The sequence below is a fragment of the Roseobacter sp. AzwK-3b genome, assembly GCF_000170875.1.
GTDB lineage: Bacteria > Pseudomonadota > Alphaproteobacteria > Rhodobacterales > Rhodobacteraceae > Roseovarius > Roseovarius litoreus.
The window spans coordinates 1-18,645 of sequence record NZ_ABCR01000008.1 but is presented as its reverse complement, the minus strand read 5'-3'; the positions used below and the strand labels follow the sequence as shown (position 1 = coordinate 18,645).

At 63.5% G+C, this 18,645-nt stretch carries 14 protein-coding genes; 6 read left to right on the top strand and 8 right to left on the bottom strand.

Annotated elements, in window-relative coordinates; all coding sequences use genetic code 11:
• Positions 1-188 precede the first annotated feature (188 nt).
• Both RAZWK3B_RS13980 and RAZWK3B_RS13975 read left to right on the top strand, forming a co-directional pair.
• Positions 189-3,077 (top strand): error-prone DNA polymerase, encoded by a 2,889-nt coding sequence (locus RAZWK3B_RS13980; protein WP_007816221.1) that lies wholly within the window; start codon positions 189-191, stop codon positions 3,075-3,077.
• A gap of 71 nt (positions 3,078-3,148) precedes the next feature.
• A complete protein-coding gene (locus tag RAZWK3B_RS13975) occupies positions 3,149-4,549 on the top strand; it encodes a helix-turn-helix domain-containing protein (protein ID WP_007816219.1) in 1,401 nt (466 codons plus the stop codon).
• 78 nt (positions 4,550-4,627) lie between these two features.
• Here RAZWK3B_RS13975 and RAZWK3B_RS13970 read toward each other — a convergent pair whose 3' ends face one another.
• From RAZWK3B_RS13970 to betI, 5 genes are all read right to left on the bottom strand, one after another.
• Positions 4,628-4,864 (bottom strand): HP1242/YdcH family protein, encoded by a 237-nt coding sequence (locus tag RAZWK3B_RS13970; protein ID WP_007816217.1) that lies wholly within the window; start codon positions 4,862-4,864, stop codon positions 4,628-4,630.
• Positions 4,865-4,984: 120 nt separating this feature from the next.
• On the bottom strand, positions 4,985-6,643 hold the full coding sequence (betA, locus tag RAZWK3B_RS13965; protein ID WP_007816214.1) for a choline dehydrogenase: 1,659 nt from the start codon (positions 6,641-6,643) through the stop codon (positions 4,985-4,987).
• Positions 6,644-6,706: 63 nt separating this feature from the next.
• Complete coding sequence (gene betB / locus RAZWK3B_RS13960; protein WP_007816212.1) at positions 6,707-8,167, bottom strand: betaine-aldehyde dehydrogenase; 1,461 nt, start codon at positions 8,165-8,167, stop codon at positions 6,707-6,709.
• A 39-nt stretch (positions 8,168-8,206) separates the two neighbouring features.
• Positions 8,207-9,724 (bottom strand): choline-sulfatase, encoded by a 1,518-nt coding sequence (betC, locus tag RAZWK3B_RS13955; RefSeq protein WP_007816210.1) that lies wholly within the window; start codon positions 9,722-9,724, stop codon positions 8,207-8,209.
• On the bottom strand, positions 9,721-10,305 hold the full coding sequence (betI, locus tag RAZWK3B_RS13950) for a transcriptional regulator BetI (RefSeq protein ID WP_007816208.1): 585 nt from the start codon (positions 10,303-10,305) through the stop codon (positions 9,721-9,723). Before betI ends, betC begins: the two co-directional genes overlap by 4 nt.
• Positions 10,306-10,583: 278 nt before the next feature.
• Between betI and RAZWK3B_RS13945 the strand changes: the two genes are divergently transcribed.
• The 4 genes from RAZWK3B_RS13945 to choV all read left to right on the top strand — a co-directional run bounded on the left by RAZWK3B_RS13945 (position 10,584) and on the right by choV (position 15,155).
• Positions 10,584-12,137, top strand: coding sequence for an ABC transporter substrate-binding protein (locus RAZWK3B_RS13945; RefSeq protein WP_007816206.1), 1,554 nt, complete (start codon positions 10,584-10,586; stop codon positions 12,135-12,137).
• Between the two features lie 120 nt (positions 12,138-12,257).
• Positions 12,258-13,184 (top strand): choline ABC transporter substrate-binding protein, encoded by a 927-nt coding sequence (gene choX, locus RAZWK3B_RS13940; protein WP_037295960.1) that lies wholly within the window; start codon positions 12,258-12,260, stop codon positions 13,182-13,184.
• Between the two features lie 112 nt (positions 13,185-13,296).
• Positions 13,297-14,133, top strand: a complete 837-nt coding sequence (gene choW / locus RAZWK3B_RS13935) for a choline ABC transporter permease subunit (protein WP_007816203.1) — start codon at positions 13,297-13,299, stop codon at positions 14,131-14,133.
• Positions 14,130-15,155, top strand: coding sequence for a choline ABC transporter ATP-binding protein (gene choV / locus RAZWK3B_RS13930; protein ID WP_007816200.1), 1,026 nt, complete (start codon positions 14,130-14,132; stop codon positions 15,153-15,155). The genes choW and choV overlap by 4 nt, the downstream gene beginning before the upstream one ends.
• 13 nt (positions 15,156-15,168) lie before the next feature.
• Here choV and RAZWK3B_RS13925 read toward each other — a convergent pair whose 3' ends face one another.
• The 3 genes from RAZWK3B_RS13925 to RAZWK3B_RS13915 all read right to left on the bottom strand — a co-directional run.
• Positions 15,169-16,071 (bottom strand): DMT family transporter, encoded by a 903-nt coding sequence (locus tag RAZWK3B_RS13925; protein WP_007816198.1) that lies wholly within the window; start codon positions 16,069-16,071, stop codon positions 15,169-15,171.
• Between the two features lie 55 nt (positions 16,072-16,126).
• On the bottom strand, positions 16,127-17,482 hold the full coding sequence (locus RAZWK3B_RS13920; RefSeq protein ID WP_037295915.1) for a lytic murein transglycosylase: 1,356 nt from the start codon (positions 17,480-17,482) through the stop codon (positions 16,127-16,129).
• 107 nt (positions 17,483-17,589) lie between these two features.
• Positions 17,590-18,645 (bottom strand): RNB domain-containing ribonuclease (locus RAZWK3B_RS13915; protein ID WP_007816194.1); only part of this gene is annotated, 1,056 nt, incomplete at its 5' end.

The window sequence follows — 18,645 nt, the reverse complement described above, 5'->3', positions numbered from 1 at the left end:
CGCCTTTAACCTGAGGCATCAGCGACAGGCGGAACGCGTGCAATGATTGAACGGAGCACTGCATTTCGCGAAAATCTGTGAGTCAGGTTTTTCGCGAAACGCTTTAAGAAGATGAGCGGCTGAAAGGCCGGGATGAGACAGATCAGGACTCGCAAAAGAACAAAACGTGAATATAATCTTGTCCTGTCATGTTTGCCGAGCTGTCCATCACATCGAATTTCACCTTTCTCACCGGGGCATCGCACCCCGAGGAGTATGTGCAGCGTGCCGCCTGTCTGGGTCTGCCCGCCATCGCCATCGCCGATGACAATTCGGTGGCGGGGATCGTGCGCGCCCATGCCGCCGCCCGCGAAATCGGCCGACAGGTGGCCGAGCGGCAGGCGCTTGAGGCGCGTGACGGCCCCATCGGCCCGCCCGCACCGGAGGGGCTGGCCGCTGACGGGCCGGACTGGGCCAATATCCCCTGCCTGATTCCCGCCGCGCGGCTGTGCCTGACCGAGGGCGTGACCCTGACAGCCCTGCCGCAAGACCGCACCGGCTGGGCCAGTCTGTGCCGATTGCTGACCACGGGCAGACGACGCACGGAAAAAGGCGCCTGCCACCTGACGCTGGACGATGTGCTGCAGGGCGCCGAGGGGCTGGAATTGCTGCTGCACCCGCCCGGCCCGGCGCAAGCCGCCGACTGGCTGGCACAGGCGCGGCGGCTGGTCGGGCGGCTGGGGGCGCAGATGCATCTGCTGATGGCGCCGGAATATGACGGGCAGGATTCTACGCGCTTCGACAGGCTGGCCAAGCTGGCGGACCGGCTGGGCCTGCCGGCCCTCGCCTCGGCCTGTCCGAGGATGCATCACGGGCGGCGGCGCAAACTGGCCGATGTGATGACCGCGATCCGCAAGGGGGTGCGGGTGGACGAGCTGGGCCGGGCGGCGCTGGCCAATGCCGAGTGCCGCCTGCGCAGCGAGGCCGAGATGCTGCGGCTGTTCGCCGGGCACGAGGCCGCGGTGCATCAGGCCGGTGAGGTCGCCGCACGGCTGGCCTTTTCGCTGGACGAGCTGCGCTACGAATATCCCAGCGAGGTGGCGCATGGCGAAACCCCCGCCGAGCGTCTGCGGCGGCTCGCGCTGAAGGGGTTGGACTGGCGCTATCCGCATGGGGCGAGCGACAAGGTCCGCGCGATGCTGGAGCATGAACTGACCCTGATCGGCAAGCTGGGATACGAGCCTTATTTCCTGACCGTGCATGACGTGGTGGCCTTTGCGCGATCCCGCGACATCCTGTGTCAGGGGCGCGGATCGGCGGCCAATTCGGTGGTCTGCTATTGCCTTGGCGTCACCTCGGTCAGCCCGGAAATCGGCACCATGGTCTTCGAGAGATTCGTCTCGGAGGCGCGCAACGAGCCGCCCGATATCGACGTGGATTTCGAACATGAGCGCCGCGAAGAGGTGATCCAGTGGATCTATGAGCGCTATGGGCGGCAGCGCGCGGGGTTATGCGCCACGGTGATCCATTATCGCGGCAAGCGCGCCATCCGCGAGGTGGGCCGCGCCATGGGGCTCAGTCAGGACACCATATCGGCGCTGTCCTCGCAGCTCTGGGGGTTCTTTTCCTCGGGGCAGGTGGCGCGCGACCGAATTCGCGAGATCGGCCTTGATCCCGATGACCGCCGCCTGCGCCAGACCATGGAACTGGTCGACGAGATCGAGGGCTTTCCCCGGCATCTGTCGCAGCATGTCGGCGGCTTCGTCATCACCGAAGGGCGGCTGGACGAGCTGGTGCCGATCGAGAACGCCAGCATGGCCGAGCGCACCGTGATCTGCTGGGACAAGGACGATATCGACACGCTTGGCATCCTGAAGGTGGATGTCCTCAGCCTCGGGATGCTCACCTGCATCCGCAAGGCCTTTGAGCTGCTGGCCCGGCATCACGGGCAAGAGCATACGCTGGCCACCCTGCCGCCCGAGGATCCGCGCGTCTATGACATGCTGTGCCGTGCCGACAGCGTGGGCGTGTTTCAGGTGGAAAGCCGCGCGCAGATGAATTTCCTGCCTCGCATGCGGCCCCGCTGTTTCTATGATCTGGTGATCGAGGTGGCGATCATCCGCCCCGGTCCCATTCAGGGCGACATGGTCCATCCCTATATCCGCCGCCGCAACGGCGAGGAGCAGGTCTCGTTTCCATCAGACGCCTTGGGCGCCGTTCTGGGCAAGACGCTTGGCGTGCCGCTGTTTCAGGAACAGGCGATGCAGATCGCGATCACCGGCGCGGGGTTTTCCCCGGACGAGGCCGACCGCCTGCGCCGCAGCCTTGCCACGTTCAAGAAACACGGCAGCGTCAGCGAATTCCGCGACCGGTTCCTGCGCGGGATGAAGCGCAACGGCTATGACATGGATTTCGCCGAGCGCTGCTTTTCGCAGATCGAGGGCTTTGGCAGCTACGGTTTTCCCGAAAGCCATGCCGCCAGTTTCGCGCTGCTGGTCTATGCCAGCGCATGGATCAAGTGCCACCACCCCGGCATCTTCGCCTGTGCGCTGCTGAATTCGCAGCCGATGGGCTTTTACGCCCCGGCCCAGATCGTGCGCGATGCGCGCGAGCACGGGGTTACGGTGCGCCCGGTCTGCATCAACGCCAGCTATTGGGACAACGTGATGGAACCCGATGGCAATGGCGGGCTGGCGCTGCGTCTGGGATTCCGGCAGGTCAAGGGGCTGGCCGAGGAGGACGCCGCATGGATCACCGGCGCGCGCGGCAACGGATATCTTCAGGTGGGCGATGTCTGGCGCAGGGCCGGTGTGCCGCCCGCCACCGTCACCCGGCTGGCCGAGGCCGATGCCTTCGCAGGGCTTGGGCTCAGCCGCCGTGACGCCCTGTGGGAGGCCAAGGCGCTGGCCGGTGACCGGCCGCTGCCGCTTTTTGCAGGCGATATGGATGGCGAAGGTCTGACCGAACCCGCCGCCCACCTGCCCGCCATGACCCTGGGCGAGGAGGTGGTCGAGGATTACGTCGCGATGCGCCTGTCGCTCAAGGCCCATCCGCTGGCGCTGCTGCGCAGTGCTCTGACCCCGCCCGGCGCGGGCTGATCCCTCTTGCGCGGATCGCTTTGCAAACCTAACCTGCCAGGAACGCAAAGCTGCAAATCCCGGAGACCAGGATGCCCACGCAAAAGCTGTATGCCGGGGCCAAACTGCGCGAGACGCGTCAGCGGCTCGGCCTTACGCAGAAGGATTTCGCCACGAAGCTGGGCGTGTCGCTGCCCTATCTGAACCAGATGGAGAACAACAACCGGCCGGTCAGCACCACGGTGGTCCTGGCACTGGCGCAGGAGTTCGGTTTCGACGTGACCGAGCTGAGCACCGGGGATGCCGAACGCATGGTCAGCGACATGCGCGAGGCGCTGGCCGATCCGGTCTTTGCCGATGATCCGCCGCCGCTGGCCGATCTGCGGCTGACCGCCTCGAACGCCCCGGCCCTTGCGCGCGCCTTTCTGGAACTGCACCGCGCCTATCGCCAGACCCATGAGCGGTTGGCCAGTCTGGACGAGGCTCTTGGCCGCGAGGATTCGCGCACCCAGCCAAGCCCATGGGACGAGGTGCGCGATTTCTTCCATTACTGCGACAATTACATCGACGCGATGGACCGCGCCGCCGAACGCTTTGCGCTCCCCGACGGCGCCCGGCGGCCTGTGCGCGACATCGCGACCGAAAAACTGGCGGGGCTTGGCATCACCGTCTCCGAGGTCGATAGCGGCAAATTGCGACTGTTCGATCGCGAGGCCAAGGTGCTCTATCTATCCTCGCATACCGAGCCACAGACACGCACCTTCCAGATGCTGCTGCAGGTCGCTTTGCTGACGCAGGACAAGCTGCTGGAGGCGACGTTGGATCTGGCGCGGTTCCAATCGGACGCGGCCCGCGCCATCGCCAAGATCGGGCTGGCCAATTACTTTGCCGGGGCAGCGCTCATGCCCTATGGCCCGTTCCTGCAGGCGGCACAGGACACGCGGCACGATCTGGAGATTCTGGCGAACCGGTTCGGCGCATCCATCGAACAGGTCTGCCACCGGCTTTCCACCCTGCAGCGCCCCGGCGCCAAGGGCATCCCGTTCTTTTTCGTGCGCGTCGATCAGGCCGGCACCATCACCAAGCGCCATTCCGCCACGCGCCTGCAATTCGCCCGCTTCGGCGGCGCCTGCCCCTTGTGGAACGTGCATCGCGCCTTCGAGACGCCGGGTCGCTTCCTGCGGCAGCTGGCCGAAACGCCGGACGGGGTGCGCTATATCAGCCTTGCGCGCGATGTCAGCAAACCGGGGGGCAGTTTCGGCGCACCAGTGCGCCGCTTTGCCATTGCGCTTGGCTGCGAGGTGAAACATGCCGATGCGCTGGTCTATGCCGATGATCTGGACCTGACCAACGCCCGCGCCTTTGAGCCGATCGGGATTTCCTGCCGCATCTGCGAGCGGACCGACTGCCATCAACGCTCGGTGCCGCCGTTGGAAAGACGGCTTCAGGTGATGCCCGACGAACGCGATGTGCTGCCCTACAGGGTGGGCTGACCGCATGGAAAAGCGGTCGGCAGGGCCGACCGCTTCGAGTGCCAGGGGATGTGTCCTATCGTCTGCGGTGTCGGCCCGTCAGGCTGACAGCATCTGATAGATCTCATCCTTCAGGGCGGCGCGCTTCTTGCGCATCTCCACCTCGACCAGTTCGGCCACCGGTTCGACATTGGTCTCGGCACGGTGAACCTTGCGATTGAGGTCGTGATATTCCTCGGCCAGCCGTGCGAAATGCGCATCAGCTTGCTTGAGTGCCGAGATTTTCTCGGCCTTGTCGGGAAATTCCTCATGCAGTTCGTGCGGGGTGTGAGACATATGGATGCGCTCCTTTTCCTGATATGCGCTCCACGATACGCACAGCGCCCCCGCAACGGCCTTGACACGGATCAAGCCAGACCACGCGACCGGGCGATTTTTCGACTTGGGCGAAACGCTTTAGCGCTGCGAGGTCCGCCAATCGGGGTGCATCCAAGGCTCTGAATTGTCGGGCGCCAGAGGCGGGAGGCCCAGGACGTGATCGGCCACCTTTTCCCCCACCAGAATCGACGGCGCATTGAGATTGCCATTGGTGATCCGGGGAAAGATGCTGCTGTCGGCCACGCGCAAACCATCCACGCCGATCACCCGCGCCTCGCTGTCGACCACGGCGCCCGGATCGTCACGCCGCCCCATGCGGCAGGTGCCACAGGGATGATAGGCGCTTTCGGCATGCTCGCGGATGAAGCCATCAAGCTCATCATCGCTCCGGACATCGGCGCCGGGCTGAATCTCGTGCCGCGCATAAGGCGCGAACGCCTGCTGCGCGAAGATCTCGCGGGTCAGTCGGATGCAGGTGCGGAAATCACGCCAGTCGTCTTCATGACTCATGTAGTTGAAGCGGATCACCGGATCGTCGCCGGGATCGGCGCTGCGCAGGGTGACCGACCCACGCGACGGGCTGCGCATCGGGCCGACATGCGCCTGAAAGCCGTGCCCTTCGGCGGCGGCCTGACCGTCATAGCGCACGGCAATCGGCAGGAAATGGAACTGCACATCGGGGTAGTCCACACCGGCACGCGACCGGATGAAGCCGCAGCTTTCGAACTGGTTCGATGCCCCCGGCCCCTGCTTGTTCAACAACCAGTTGGCCCCGACCCATGCCTTGCCAAAGAGGTTCCAGTATTTGTAAAGGCTCACCGGCTGACTGGCCGCCATCTGGATATAGAGCTCAAGATGGTCCTGCAGGTTCGCACCGACACCGGGCCTGTCGGCGACCAATGCGATGCCATGCTCGGCCAGATGCGCCCCCGGACCGACCCCCGACAGCATCAGCAGCTTGGGAGAGTTGATCGAGGACGCCGCAAGGATCACTTCGGCGCGCGCACGCACAACTTCGCGGCGGCCCTTGATGATCGCCTCGACCCCGGTGGCGCGGCCATTCTCGATCACCACCTTCTGCACCAGACCGCGCAGCAGATCGCAGTTCTCGCGCTTGAGCGCCGGTTTCAGATAGGCATTCGCCGCCGACCAGCGCTGGCCTTTCCAGACGGTCATCTCAAACGGGCCGAACCCCTCCTGCTTGGCGCCGTTGTAATCATCGGTCAGCTGATAACCGGTCTGCCCGCCTGCCTCGATGAAGGCGCGGGTCAGAGGATTGGCCATGCGCCCGCGCCCGACATGCAAGGGGCCATGCTGACCGCGCCATGAAGAATCGCCGCCATGGCCGCCATCATCCCAGGATTCGAGCCGCTTGAAATAGGGCAGCACATCGGCATAGCCCCAGCCCTCGGCGCCCTGATCGCGCCAGTGATCGTAATCGCGCGCGTGGCCGCGCACATAGACCATGCCATTGATGCTGCTGGAGCCACCGATCACCTTGCCGCGCGGACAGGCCAGACGGCGCCCGTTAAGATGCGGCTCGGGTTCGGTGCGATAGCCCCAGTCATAGCGCTTCATGTTCATCGGATAGCTCAAGGCGCCGGGCATCTGGATGAACGGCCCCGCATCGGTGCCGCCATGTTCGATCACCAGAACGGATTTGCCGGCCTCGCTCAGCCGATAGGCCATGGCGCATCCCGCGCTGCCCGCTCCGACGATGACGTAATCGGCTTCCATGGTGGGTGTCTCCGTGATCTTTTCGGTTTGGTCCGGGCCGGATGGCGCTGACCCGGCAAGGGCTCAGAACGGCGCTTCGGTTTCGCCCATCCGCACATAGACGGACTTGAGCTGCGAATAATGCGCGATCGCCGCCTTGGAATTCTCGCGCCCCACGCCCGATGCCTTGACCCCGCCAAAGGGCACCTCGACCGGGGCATCATTATACGAATTGATGAAGCAACTGCCCGCCTCGAGCCGGGCGATCACCCGGTGCGCGCGCTGCAGATCGCGGGTGTAGACGCCAGCCGACAGCCCGTAGTCCGTGGCATTGGCACGGGCGATCACCTCGTCCTCGTCGTCGAAATCCAGCACGCTGAGCACCGGGCCGAAAATTTCCTCGCGGGCGATGGTCATGTCGTCGGTGACATCGGCGAAGACCGTGGGTTCGATCCAAGACCCCGGCTTGTCGATGCGGTTGCCGCCACAGATCAGCCGCGCGCCTTCGGCGCGGCCCTTCTCGATATAGCCCAGCACGATCTGCAATTGCGCCTCGCTGACCATTGGGCCGAAGCTGGTCGCCTCGTCCAGCGGATCGCCAATCACCGCCTTGGCCGTACGCTCGCCAAGGCGTGTCACGAACGCCTCCTTGATGGCGCGGTGCACGAAAACCCGCGTACCATTGGAACAGACCTGACCCGAGGAGTAGAAATTGCCGAGTATGGCCCCGCTCACCGCATCTTCGATCGAAGCGTCGTCAAACACGATCAGGGGCGATTTGCCGCCCAGTTCCATCGTCACATGCTTCATGCCCTCCGCCGCCGAGGCATAGACCTTGCGCCCCGTCGGCACGGATCCGGTCAGCGACACCTTGGCGATGCGCGGATCGGCCACCAGCGGCCCGCCGACGCCACCCGCCCCCTGCACCACGTTGAACAGCCCCGCAGGCGCGCCGGCCTCGATCAGGATCTCAGCCACTTTCAGGGCCAAAAGCGGGGTTGTTTCGGACGGTTTGAACACCATCGCATTGCCACAGGCCAAGGCAGGTGCCGCCTTCCAGCAGGCGATCTGGGTGGGGTAGTTCCACGCGCCAAGCCCCGCGCAGACACCCAGAGACTCGCGGATGGTATAGGCCCAGTCACCGCCGGACAGTTGAACATGCTCGCCAGTCAAGCCAGCCGCGATACTGCCGAAATATTCCAGCGCATCCGCGCCGCTTGTGGCATCGGCCACCAGCGTTTCCTGTAGCGGCTTGCCCGTGTCATAGGTTTCGAGCACCGACAGGTCGTGGTTGCAGTCGCGCATGATATCAGCGGCACGGCGCAGGACGCGGCCACGCTCCATCCCCGACAGGCGCGCCCAGTGTTTTTGTGCGACCTGCGCACCGGCAATCGCCTGATCCAGAACCTGCGGCGTTGCCTCATGCAGGGTCGCGATGACAGTGTCGGTTGCAGGGTAGATCACCTCGAGCGGCGTGCCGGCCGTGTCTTCGAGATAGGCGCCATTCACGAAATGGCTGGCCTTGGGTTGGGTCGCAAATGTCATATCGCCTCCGGCGGGAGTATTTCGGGAACAGTGAAAGGGTCATTCCCCACGGGGGAATCGCTGATTTTCCTCGACCACGTTGAGATCCATGTGGTTGCGCATGTAACGCTCGCTGGCCTTCTGCAGCGGCTGGTAATCCCACGGGTAATAGCCGCCCTTACGCAGCGCCTCGTAGACGATCCAGCGGCGCGCCTGGCTTTCACGAACCTGCGCATCGAACGCGGCAAGATCCCAGCGGGCATCGGCCATGTCGCTGAAATGCTGCAGCGTCTGCGCATGGGCGGGATCGCCTGCGAGATCGGTCAGCTCATGTGGGTCGGTCTCGAGGTCGAAGAGCTGATCGGGGTCGAGTGCGCAACGGGTGAATTTCCAACGCCCCTCGCGCAGGCAGACCAGCGGCGCATACGAGGCCTCGGCGGCATATTCGATGGCCACGGGTGCACGCGACGCGCCGCCCTGCGCCAGGGGAACGAGCGAGTATCCTTCGGTCCATGGCGCGATTTCGTCGATCGAGACACCGGCGAGATCACACAAGGTAGGGCAGACATCGAGCGTGCTGACCGGGGTGTGCACCAGCCCCGGCGCCATCCCGGGCGCCGCGATCATCAAGGGGACACGCGACGCGCCTTCGTAGAAGGACATCTTGAACCATAATCCACGCTCGCCCAGCATGTCGCCGTGATCCGACACGAAGAGAATGATCGTGTTGTCGGTCTGTCGCGTGCCGTCCAGCGCCGCGAGCACCTCGCCGATCTTGTCATCGAGATAGGAGATATTGGCGAAATAGGCCCGCCGCGAGCGGCGAATATCCGCCTCGGTGATGTCGAAGGAGCGCCAGTCATTGGCGTCGAAAATGCGCTTGGAATGCGGGTCGTGATCCTCGTAGGCCATGGCCGGCACGGTGGGCAGAAGATGGTCGCTCTTCTCGTAGAGATCCCAGTATTTGCGCCGCGCCACATAGGGGTCATGCGGGTGCGTGAAGCTGACTGTCAGGCACCAGGGCCGCGCGTCATGGCCACGGCCCAGATCATAGACCTTGCGGCTGGCGTTAAAGGCGACTTCGTCGTCATATTCCAATTGGTTGGAAATCTCGGCCACGCCGCTGCCGGTGACCGATCCGAGATTGTGATACCACCAATCGATGCGTTCCCCGGGTTTGCGGTAATCGGGGGTCCAGCCGAAATCGGCCGGATAGATATCCGTGGTCAGGCGCTCTTCGAACCCGTGCAACTGATCGGGTCCGACAAAATGCATCTTGCCCGAAAGGCAGGTGTGATAGCCCGCGCGCCGCAGGTGATGCGCATAGGTGGGGATGTCGGCGGCGAATTCGGCCGCGTTGTCATAGACCCGGCTGCGCGACGGCAAGAGCCCGGACATGAAGCTGGCGCGGCCCGGCGCACAGAGCGGTGACGCGGTATAGGCATTTGCGAAACGGGTCGACCGGTCGGCAAGCCCGCGCAGATTCGGCGTATGCAGCCAGTCCGCCGGACCGTCCGGAAACAGCGTGCCGTTCAGTTGATCGACCATGAAGATCAGGATGTTGGGGCGGGTGCTCATGCGGTTTCGACCTTGAGTGTGGTATCGAGATAATGCAGCAGCACGCTGATCGCGCGCTCGGGCTCGAGCGGCTCGACGCGCAGGGCCTGCCGGATGTAGAGCCCGTCGATCATCGCCGCCAACCCACGGGTCAAGCGCGCAGCATTGTCCGGCGCGATCTGGCGAATGGCGTGATGCAGGTTCGAGCGCAGCCGGCGCTGATAGATATGCAAAAGGCGTCGGGCATCTTCGGATTTCTGAGCCTGCACATAGAAGTTGAGCCATGCCGAGACCATCTCGGAGCGGAACTGCGCCGGTGCGAAGCTGGCGCGGATGATCGCCTCGACCCGATCGCGCGGGGTTTTCGCCATCACCAGCGCACCACGCACCTCGGCTCCGTAGAGCGTCAGGATATGGCGCATCGCGGCCACGAACATCTGCTCCTTGGACCCGAAATAGTGATGCGCCAGCGCACTGGACATGCCGGCGCGGCGGGCGATCTGACTGACCGTCACGTCCAGCGTTCCCTGCAGGCCGATTTCATGAATCGTCGCCTCGACCAGGGCAGACCGACGAATCGGCTCCATTCCGATCTTGGGCATGCTGCGCCCCCAATACTTGTGAATTGCTGTTGCCCCACAGGCCTATTCGTGTTTAATTGACTCGTCAATCAATAAAAAATCAAAGGCGACATCGCAAAACACGAAAACCGGAACAATCACGTTGCACTACATGATACCGACATATTAACGTCGGAAATGTATGCGGAATGTCGCTTTGAGGCTTGGGAGAAGTCGGATCAACAGCGGCAAGTCCAAAGGGAACGGGACCAACGCGCCCCGACCGACAGTCAAGACGCAACAAAACAGGGAGACACAAAATGACACTCATCAAAGGCGGCATGCTGGACCGTCGCGGATTCATGAAAACCACGGCAGCCGGCGCACTCTTGGCAACGCTGCCCATGGGCGGCGCTATGGCGGCACCCAAGCGCGGTGGTCACCTGCGTGTGGCCAAGGGCCATGGTCAGACGACCGACACACTCAACCCCGGCCAGTGGTCCAACGGCTACGTGTTGGCTCTTGGCTTTGCGGTCCACGGTCGCCTGACGGAAGTGGCGGTCGATGGCACCCTGGCACCCGAGCTCGCCGAAAGCTGGGAGGCTTCTGCCGACGCCACCGAATGGCGCTTCAAGATCCGTCAGGGCGTCACGTTTCACGATGGCAAGCCGCTGACCGTCGAGGACGTGATCGCGTCGATCAATCATCATCGCGGCGAGAACTCGACCTCGGCCGCCGGTCCGCTTGTCGCACCGATCACCGAGCTTACGGCGGATGGCAGCGATACGGTCGTGTTCAAGCTGTCGAGCGGCAATGCCGACTTCCCGTTCATTCTGTCGGATTATCACCTGACGATCCACCCGGCGACTGCTGACGGGATCGACTGGCAGTCCGGCAATGGGTGCGGCAGCTATGTGCTGAAGAATTTCCAGCCCGGCGTGATCTCGAGCTTCGAGCGCAATCCGAACCATTGGCGCGACGACGTGGCATGGATCGACAGCTGCGAAATGCTGTCCATCGTCGATCAGAACGCTCGGACCACGGCGCTGGTGTCGGGCGATGTGCACGCGATCGACCGGGTGGACCTCAAGGCCGCCGATCTGCTGGGGCGCCGGCCGGGCATCACGGTCGAAACACTTGCGGGCACGCAGCATTACACCTTCGCCATGTCGACCAACAAGGATCCCTACACGGACAACAACATCCGCCAGGCCCTGAAATATGCCATCAACCGCGAAGAGCTGGTTGAAAAGATCCTGTTCGGCTACGGCTCGGTCGGCAATGACCATCCGATCGGTCAGGGACAGCGCTATTACAACAGCGAGCTGGAGCAGAAGACCTATGATCCGGACAAGGCCAAGTTCTATCTCAAGGAGGCCGGTCTCGACAGTCTGGACGTGACGCTGCACACCTCCGAGGCGGCCTTCTCGGGCGCCGTGGATGCGGGCGTTCTGTTCCAGAACTCGGCCAAGGCGGCAGGGATCAACGTCAACGTCGTCCGCGAGCCCAAGGATGGATACTGGTCCGACGTCTGGATGAAAGAGCCGTTCACCGCCGTCTATTGGGGCGGGCGTCCGGTGGAAGACCAGATGTTCTCGACCGCCTATCAGTGCGGCGCATCGTGGAACGACAGCTTCTGGTGCAACGAGCGCTTCGACGAACTTCTGGTCAAGGCGCGTGCCGAACTGGACGACGACAAGCGCCGCCAGATGTACTGGGAGATGCAGGATCTCGTCTCCAACCAAGGTGGCGTCGTCATCCCGATGTTCGCCAATTACGTCTCGGCCAAATCCGACGACGTGATGCATGGCGAGATGGCATCGAACTGGGAGATGGACGGCGAACGCTGGATGGAACGCTGGTGGATGGCCTGACGGCTGCTCGGGCCTTTTCGCAAAGGCCCGCCTGATCCGGAAATGCGCCGGCGCGACCACACGCGCCGGCGCTGACTTTAGAACGGTTGGTGAAAACCGAAACGAAGGGGAAAAGACATGATGACATTCAAGACAACGCTGGCAGCTGCGACCCTTGCCGTTGCAGCCGGACCCGTCCTTGCCAATTGCGAAACGGTCACATTCTCGGATGTCGGCTGGACCGACATCACCGCCACGACCGCCGCGACAACGACCGTCCTGCAGGCTCTGGGCTATGAGACCGACATCAAGGTGCTGTCCGTTCCGGTGACCTACACCTCGATGGCGCAGGGCGATATCGACGTTTTCCTCGGCAACTGGATGCCCACGATGGAAGGCGACATCGCCCCCTATCGCGAAGCCGGCACCGTGGACACCGTGCGCGCCAATCTGGAAGGGGCCAAGTATACGCTTGCCACCAATGCCGCTGGCGCGGCCCTCGGAATCACGGATTTCGCCAAGATCGTCGAGCATGCCGAGGCACTGGACAACACGATCTACGGCATCGAGCCGGGCAATGACGGCAACCGCCTCATCATGGACATGATCGCCGATGGCGCCTTTGGCCTGACGGATTTCGAGGTCAAGGAAAGCTCGGAACAGGGGATGCTGGCACAGGTCGCCCGCGCCACACGCCGCGACGAGCCGATCATTTTCCTTGGCTGGGAACCGCACCCGATGAACGCCAATTTCGAGATGACCTACCTGACCGGCGGCGATGACTGGTTCGGCCCCGATCTGGGCGGTGCGACGGTCTACACCAACACCTCCGCAGGCTATGTCGAGACATGCCCGAATGTCGGCAAGCTGCTGCAGAATCTCGAATTCACGCTGGCCATGGAAAATGAGATCATGGGCGCGATCCTCAATGACGGCACCGATCCCGCCGAGGCGGCGACCGCGTGGCTTCAGGCCAATCCCGGCATCCTTGAAACATGGCTGGACGGCGTGACCACGATTGACGGTGGCGATGCCATGGCCGCGGTCAAGGCCGATCTGGGCCTCTGACATCGCACCGATAACGACACGGACCTGTCCCATTCAAACGCAGGACAGGCGGGGGCGGCGGCGACAAGCCGCCCCCACACCTCCCGGATATCATCAGTAACGAGGGATTCAGGTGAACTGGCTTTCCGAAAACAAGATTCCCGTCGGCGACGCCGCCGAAATATTCTTTCTTTGGCTTCAGGATAATGCGGCGCTGTTCTTTGATGCGCTGTCCGTGGCGATGGAAGGGCTGATCGATGCTTTTCTGTGGGTGCTGCAAACCCCGCATCCCTTGATCCTGATCGGGGTTTTTGTCGGCCTGACCTGGCTTTTTCAGCGCAACTGGAAAACCTGCCTCTTTGTCGCCCTCGGTTTCCTGTTCGTGCTCAATCAGGATTACTGGGAGGAAATGACCGAAAGCCTGACGCTGGTCCTCTCGGCCTGCGTGTTCTGCATGGCGATCGGCGTGCCCATCGGCATCGCCACGGCGCACCGTCCGGGCCTTTATCGGGGGCTGCGCCCGGTGCTGGACCTGATGCAGACGCTGCCGCCCTTCGTCTATCTGATCCCGGCTATCGTGTTCTTCGGGATCGGCATGGTGCCGGGCCTGATCGCGACCGTGATCTTCGTGGTGCCTGCGCCGATCCGGCTGACACATCTGGGCATCTCGTCCACCCCCAAACCCCTGCTCGAAGCGGCACAGGCCTTTGGCGCGACACCCCGTCAGACTCTATGGAAGGTCGAACTTCCCTATGCGTTGCCACAGATCATGGCCGGGCTGAACCAGACGATCATGCTGTCGCTGTCGATGGTTGTGATCGCGGCGCTGGTCGGCGCCGACGGGCTTGGAGTGCCGGTGCTGCGGGCGATCAACTCGGTCAACATTGCCCTCGGGTTCGAATCCGGGCTGATGATCGTGGTGGTCGCCATCATCCTTGACCGCATGCTGCGACTGGAGCGTGACCAATGAGCGATGCCGTCCATTTCGACACTGTCTCGATCGTGTTCGGCGATCATCCCGAGCGTGCCCTGCCCCTGATGGATCAGGGACAACAGCGCGGAGAGATTCAGGCCAGCACCGGTCAGGTGCTCGGCGTGCACGATTGCGACCTGACTGTGAAGCAAGGGGAGATCGTGGTGCTGATGGGTCTGTCCGGATCGGGCAAATCCACGCTCCTGAGAGCGGTCAACGCCCTCAACCCGGTGACCCGGGGGGCTGTGCATGTAAATGACGGCACCGGCATGATCGACGTCACCCATGCCGACCCCGCCACCCTGCGCCGGATGCGGCAAAAGCACGTGGCGATGGTCTTTCAGCAATTCGGCCTGCTGCCGTGGCGCAGCGTGCGCGAAAATGTCGGTCTCGGACTGGAACTGGCCGGTGTCCCCGCCCCTGAGCGCAAGGCGCGCATCGAAAAGCAGCTCGATCTGGTCAGCCTGTCGGATTGGGCCGACCGTAAGGTGTCCGAATTGTCGGGCGGGATGCAGCAGCGCGTCGGCCTCGCGCGTGCCTTTGCGACCGAGGCCCCGATCCTTTTGATGGACGAGCCGTTCTCGGCCCTCGACCCGCTGATCCGCACCCATCTGCAGGATGAATTGCTGGAGCTTCAGAAAAAGCTGGACCGCACCATCATCTTCGTCAGTCACGATCTGGACGAGGCGTTCAAGCTGGGCGACCGGATCGCGATCATGGAGGGCGGGCGCATCGTGCAATGCGGCACGCCACAGGACATCTTCACCAACCCCACGACCGATTACGTGGCCGAATTCGTGGCTCATATGAACCCGCTCGGCGTGCTATGCGCCCGCGACATCATGGAAGACGCACAAGGCACGCCGGAACATTCCGTTGGCCCCTTGGCGACGATCCGCGACGTGATGGCGGCCAGTCAGGGCCATGACACCCCCGTCGGCGTGATCGAAAACGGCGCGCTTGTGGGGCAGATCACCCGCAACCGGATCCTCGCCAAGCTTCTGGACCCACGCTGCTAAGTCTGGCGCGGCTTCAGACCTTGGTGGCCGAGACGTTGGGCGTGATCGCCCGACGTTTCAGCACAGCCTCGCGCCAACTGATGAAGCTGACGGCCCCCACGATCACCATGCCGCCTAGAACCACGAAGATATCCACCCCTTCGTCAAACACCAGCGCGCCCAGAAGAACCGCCCACACGAGCTGCAGGAAGGTGACCGGCTGGGTCACGGCCAGCGGGGCGGCACGAAAAGCCAGCGTCATGGTGTAATGACCGGCGGTCGCGAAACAGGCGACGCCCATCAGGATCGCCAATTCACCCCATGTCGGCGTAACCCATTGCATGGCCGCCAGAGGCGCCAGTCCGATCGTCACCGTGATCGACAGCATGGCCACCACGATACCGGGGCTCGCAGTGGCGGTCATCCGCTTGGCGATCAGGTAGGAGGCGCCGAAGAACACCGCCGTGAACAGCATCGCCAGATGCCCCGGCCCCACTTCGCGCAGACCGGGCCGCAGGATGATGAGCGCCCCCAACAGCGCGACACCCACAGCCATGACCCGCCGCAGTGCCAGCTTTTCGCCCAGAAACAACGCCGCCCCAAGCGTGACATAGATCGGCGCGAGGTAATTCATCGCCGTCACATCGGCGATCGGAATGCGCGCCATCGCGAAAAACCAAAGCGCCACCGCGATGGTATGCACCACGCCGCGCCCTGCAAACAGGGTCCATTCCATTCGATCCAGCTTGATCCGGCGCAACTGTCCAAGGACGGGGATCAGGAAAACCAGCCCCAGGAGATACCGCAAAAACGCCGCCTCGGGCGCGGGTATCCGCGTCCCCAGAAGCTTGACGAGAGCCGTGACCGTCACGAAACAGCCACCGGTTACGATCATCCAGAAAATGCCCCAGCCGGGACGTGCCGCAGATATGGTCATGGCGGCATTAACACTGCCGCGCCGGGGAATGTCGAGTGCTTTGCCGGCTTTGTGCTTAGCCCCCGCGCAAACGCTTCAGAACGTCCTGCGAGGGGAAGCCATCGGGCGCCATTCCGACCGACTGCTGATAGGCGCGAATGGCGTTCGTGGTGTTCGGTCCGATGATGCCATCGATCTTCTCGAGCGCGAATCCCTTGGCCTTGAGACGGCGCTGCATCTCCTTGCGCTCGTCAAAGCTCAGCGGCGCATAGCCACGCGGCCAACTCGCCTGAATTTCCGGGCCGCCCTTGATCCGGTCCGACAGATGCCCGACCCCGATCACATAGGCATCGGCGTTGTTGTACCGCTCGATCACGCGGAAATTGTCGAAGATCATGAAGGCCGCGCCCTGCGTGCCCGCAGGCAGCAAAATCGCCGCGCGCCCGTAATCCGGCACCGGCCTGCCATCGATCCCGACCACGCCCTGCGCCGCCCATTGCGAGGGCATCTTGCGGTTGTCACGTTTTGCCGTCGCCGCATTGAACCCACGCGGCAGGCGCACTTCAACACCCCAGGGCTGCCCCTTGGTCCAGCCGAACCGCTTGAGATAGGCCGCCGTCGACGCCAAGGCATCGGTGGGATCGTCCGACCAGATGTCTCGCTTGCCATCGCCGGTGAAATCCACCGCATAGGCCAGATAGGATGTCGGAATGAACTGGGTATGCCCCATCGCACCAGCCCAGGATCCCTTCATGTCGCGCGGATCGACATCGCCCGCCTGGATGATCTGCAAGGCCGCGATCAACTGTTTCTCAAAGAACGCACCACGCCGCCCGTCATAGGCCAATGTCGCCACCGATTCGATAAGCGGAAGCGTGCCGCGCCGCTCGCCATAGGCGGTCTCAAGGCCCCAGACCGCGGTCACAACCTCTTTTTCGACACCGTAGGCCCGTTCGATCGCCGCCAGGGCCCGGGCATGTCGGCGCAAGGCCGCCTGTCCGTTGCGGACCCGGTCAGGGCTCGCCGCACTGTCGAGGTAATCCCAGATCTGGCGCTTGAATTCGGCCTGATTGCGGTCCTTGTGGACGACCTCGCTATTGTAGCTCACACCGCGAAAGGCGGCATCGAACACACGTGGACTGATCCCCTGTGCCAATGCCCGTCCCCGGAAACCGGCGACCCACCGGTCGAAAGACGCATTTGCGGTCGAGACACGGACAAGCTGCGCATCGCTCTGCAGCTCGGCAGGTCGCAGCACCGGGCGCAAGCTGCGCACCGGAACCGGCTGCGCCACGCGCACCGGCACAACGGTTTCGATCATCGCCGCCGCGGGTCGTGGCTGCGGCCTCAGCGATGTCTCGGGTGCTGCTGCAGGGCTTTGGGTTGCTGAAAGAAGCCCCACAATCGGGAGCGTCAGGAGACGGATACGCATTGCTCGGGCCTTTGTTTGTTTTGCGACGATCCTAGCCTGAATTTGCCCGAATCGGAAGCGGTGCGCGCAAGGGATGCGGGGAATCGCCGATAACGCCCGCGCGGCACTCAGCGGCGGCTGCGTTCGACCTTGCGTTTCACCTTGTCGGCCTTGCGCTTGGCTTTGACATGCTTGCGTCGGGGCGGCTTGCCGCGCGCACCCGAAGGCCCTCGGCGCACGGTTTCCCCCTCGATGCTGACCAGCTCCATGGCCAGCCCACCCGTGACCGGGGCTGCCTCGGACAGCTTGACCGTGACCCGCTGGCCAAGCCCGATGGTAAGCCCGGTATCCGACCCCATCAGCGTCCCGGCATCGCGGTCGAAATGAAAGAATTCCCGCCCGAGGCTGCGCACCGGAATCAGCCCATCCGCCCCGGTCTCGTCCAGCCGCACGAAGGCGCCGAACTTGGCGATGCCACTGATCCGGCCGGTGAATTCCTCACCCACGCGCTCCGACAGGAACGCCGCCAGGTAACGGTCATTGGTGTCGCGTTCGGCCACCATCGAGCGTCGCTCGGTTTCGGAAATATGCTGCGCGGTGCCATCCAGCTGCTCGATATCTGCAGGCCGCAGCCCGTCATCGCCCCAGCCATGCGCCGAAATCAGCGCGCGGTGCACCACCAGATCGGCATAACGCCGGATCGGCGAGGTAAAATGCGCATAGGCCTGCAGCGCCAGTCCGAAATGCCCGAAATTCGACGGCGCGTAATAGGCCTGCATCATCGCGCGCAAGGTCGACATGTTGATGACCTCGGCGTGATCGGTATTGCCCGCCGCGTGCAACAGTGCATTGAGATGCGCGGTCTTGAGCACCTGCCCCTTGGCCAGTGTCAGGCCCGCTGCCTCGGCCACGTCGCGCAACGTCTCCAGCTTTTCGGGTGACGGTTCCTCATGCACCCGGAACAGCAGCGGCGACTTGCGCGCGATCAGCGTCTCGGCGGCGGCCACATTGGCCAGCACCATGAATTCCTCGATCAGCTTGTGGGCATCCAGCCGGTCGGCGAAATTGACCGACAGAACCTTGCCCTCGTCACTCAGAACCACCTTGCGCTCGGGCAGGTCCAGATCAAGCGGCTGGCGCCTTTGCCGCGCCTCGACCAGCGCGTGATAGGCCGCGTAAAGCGG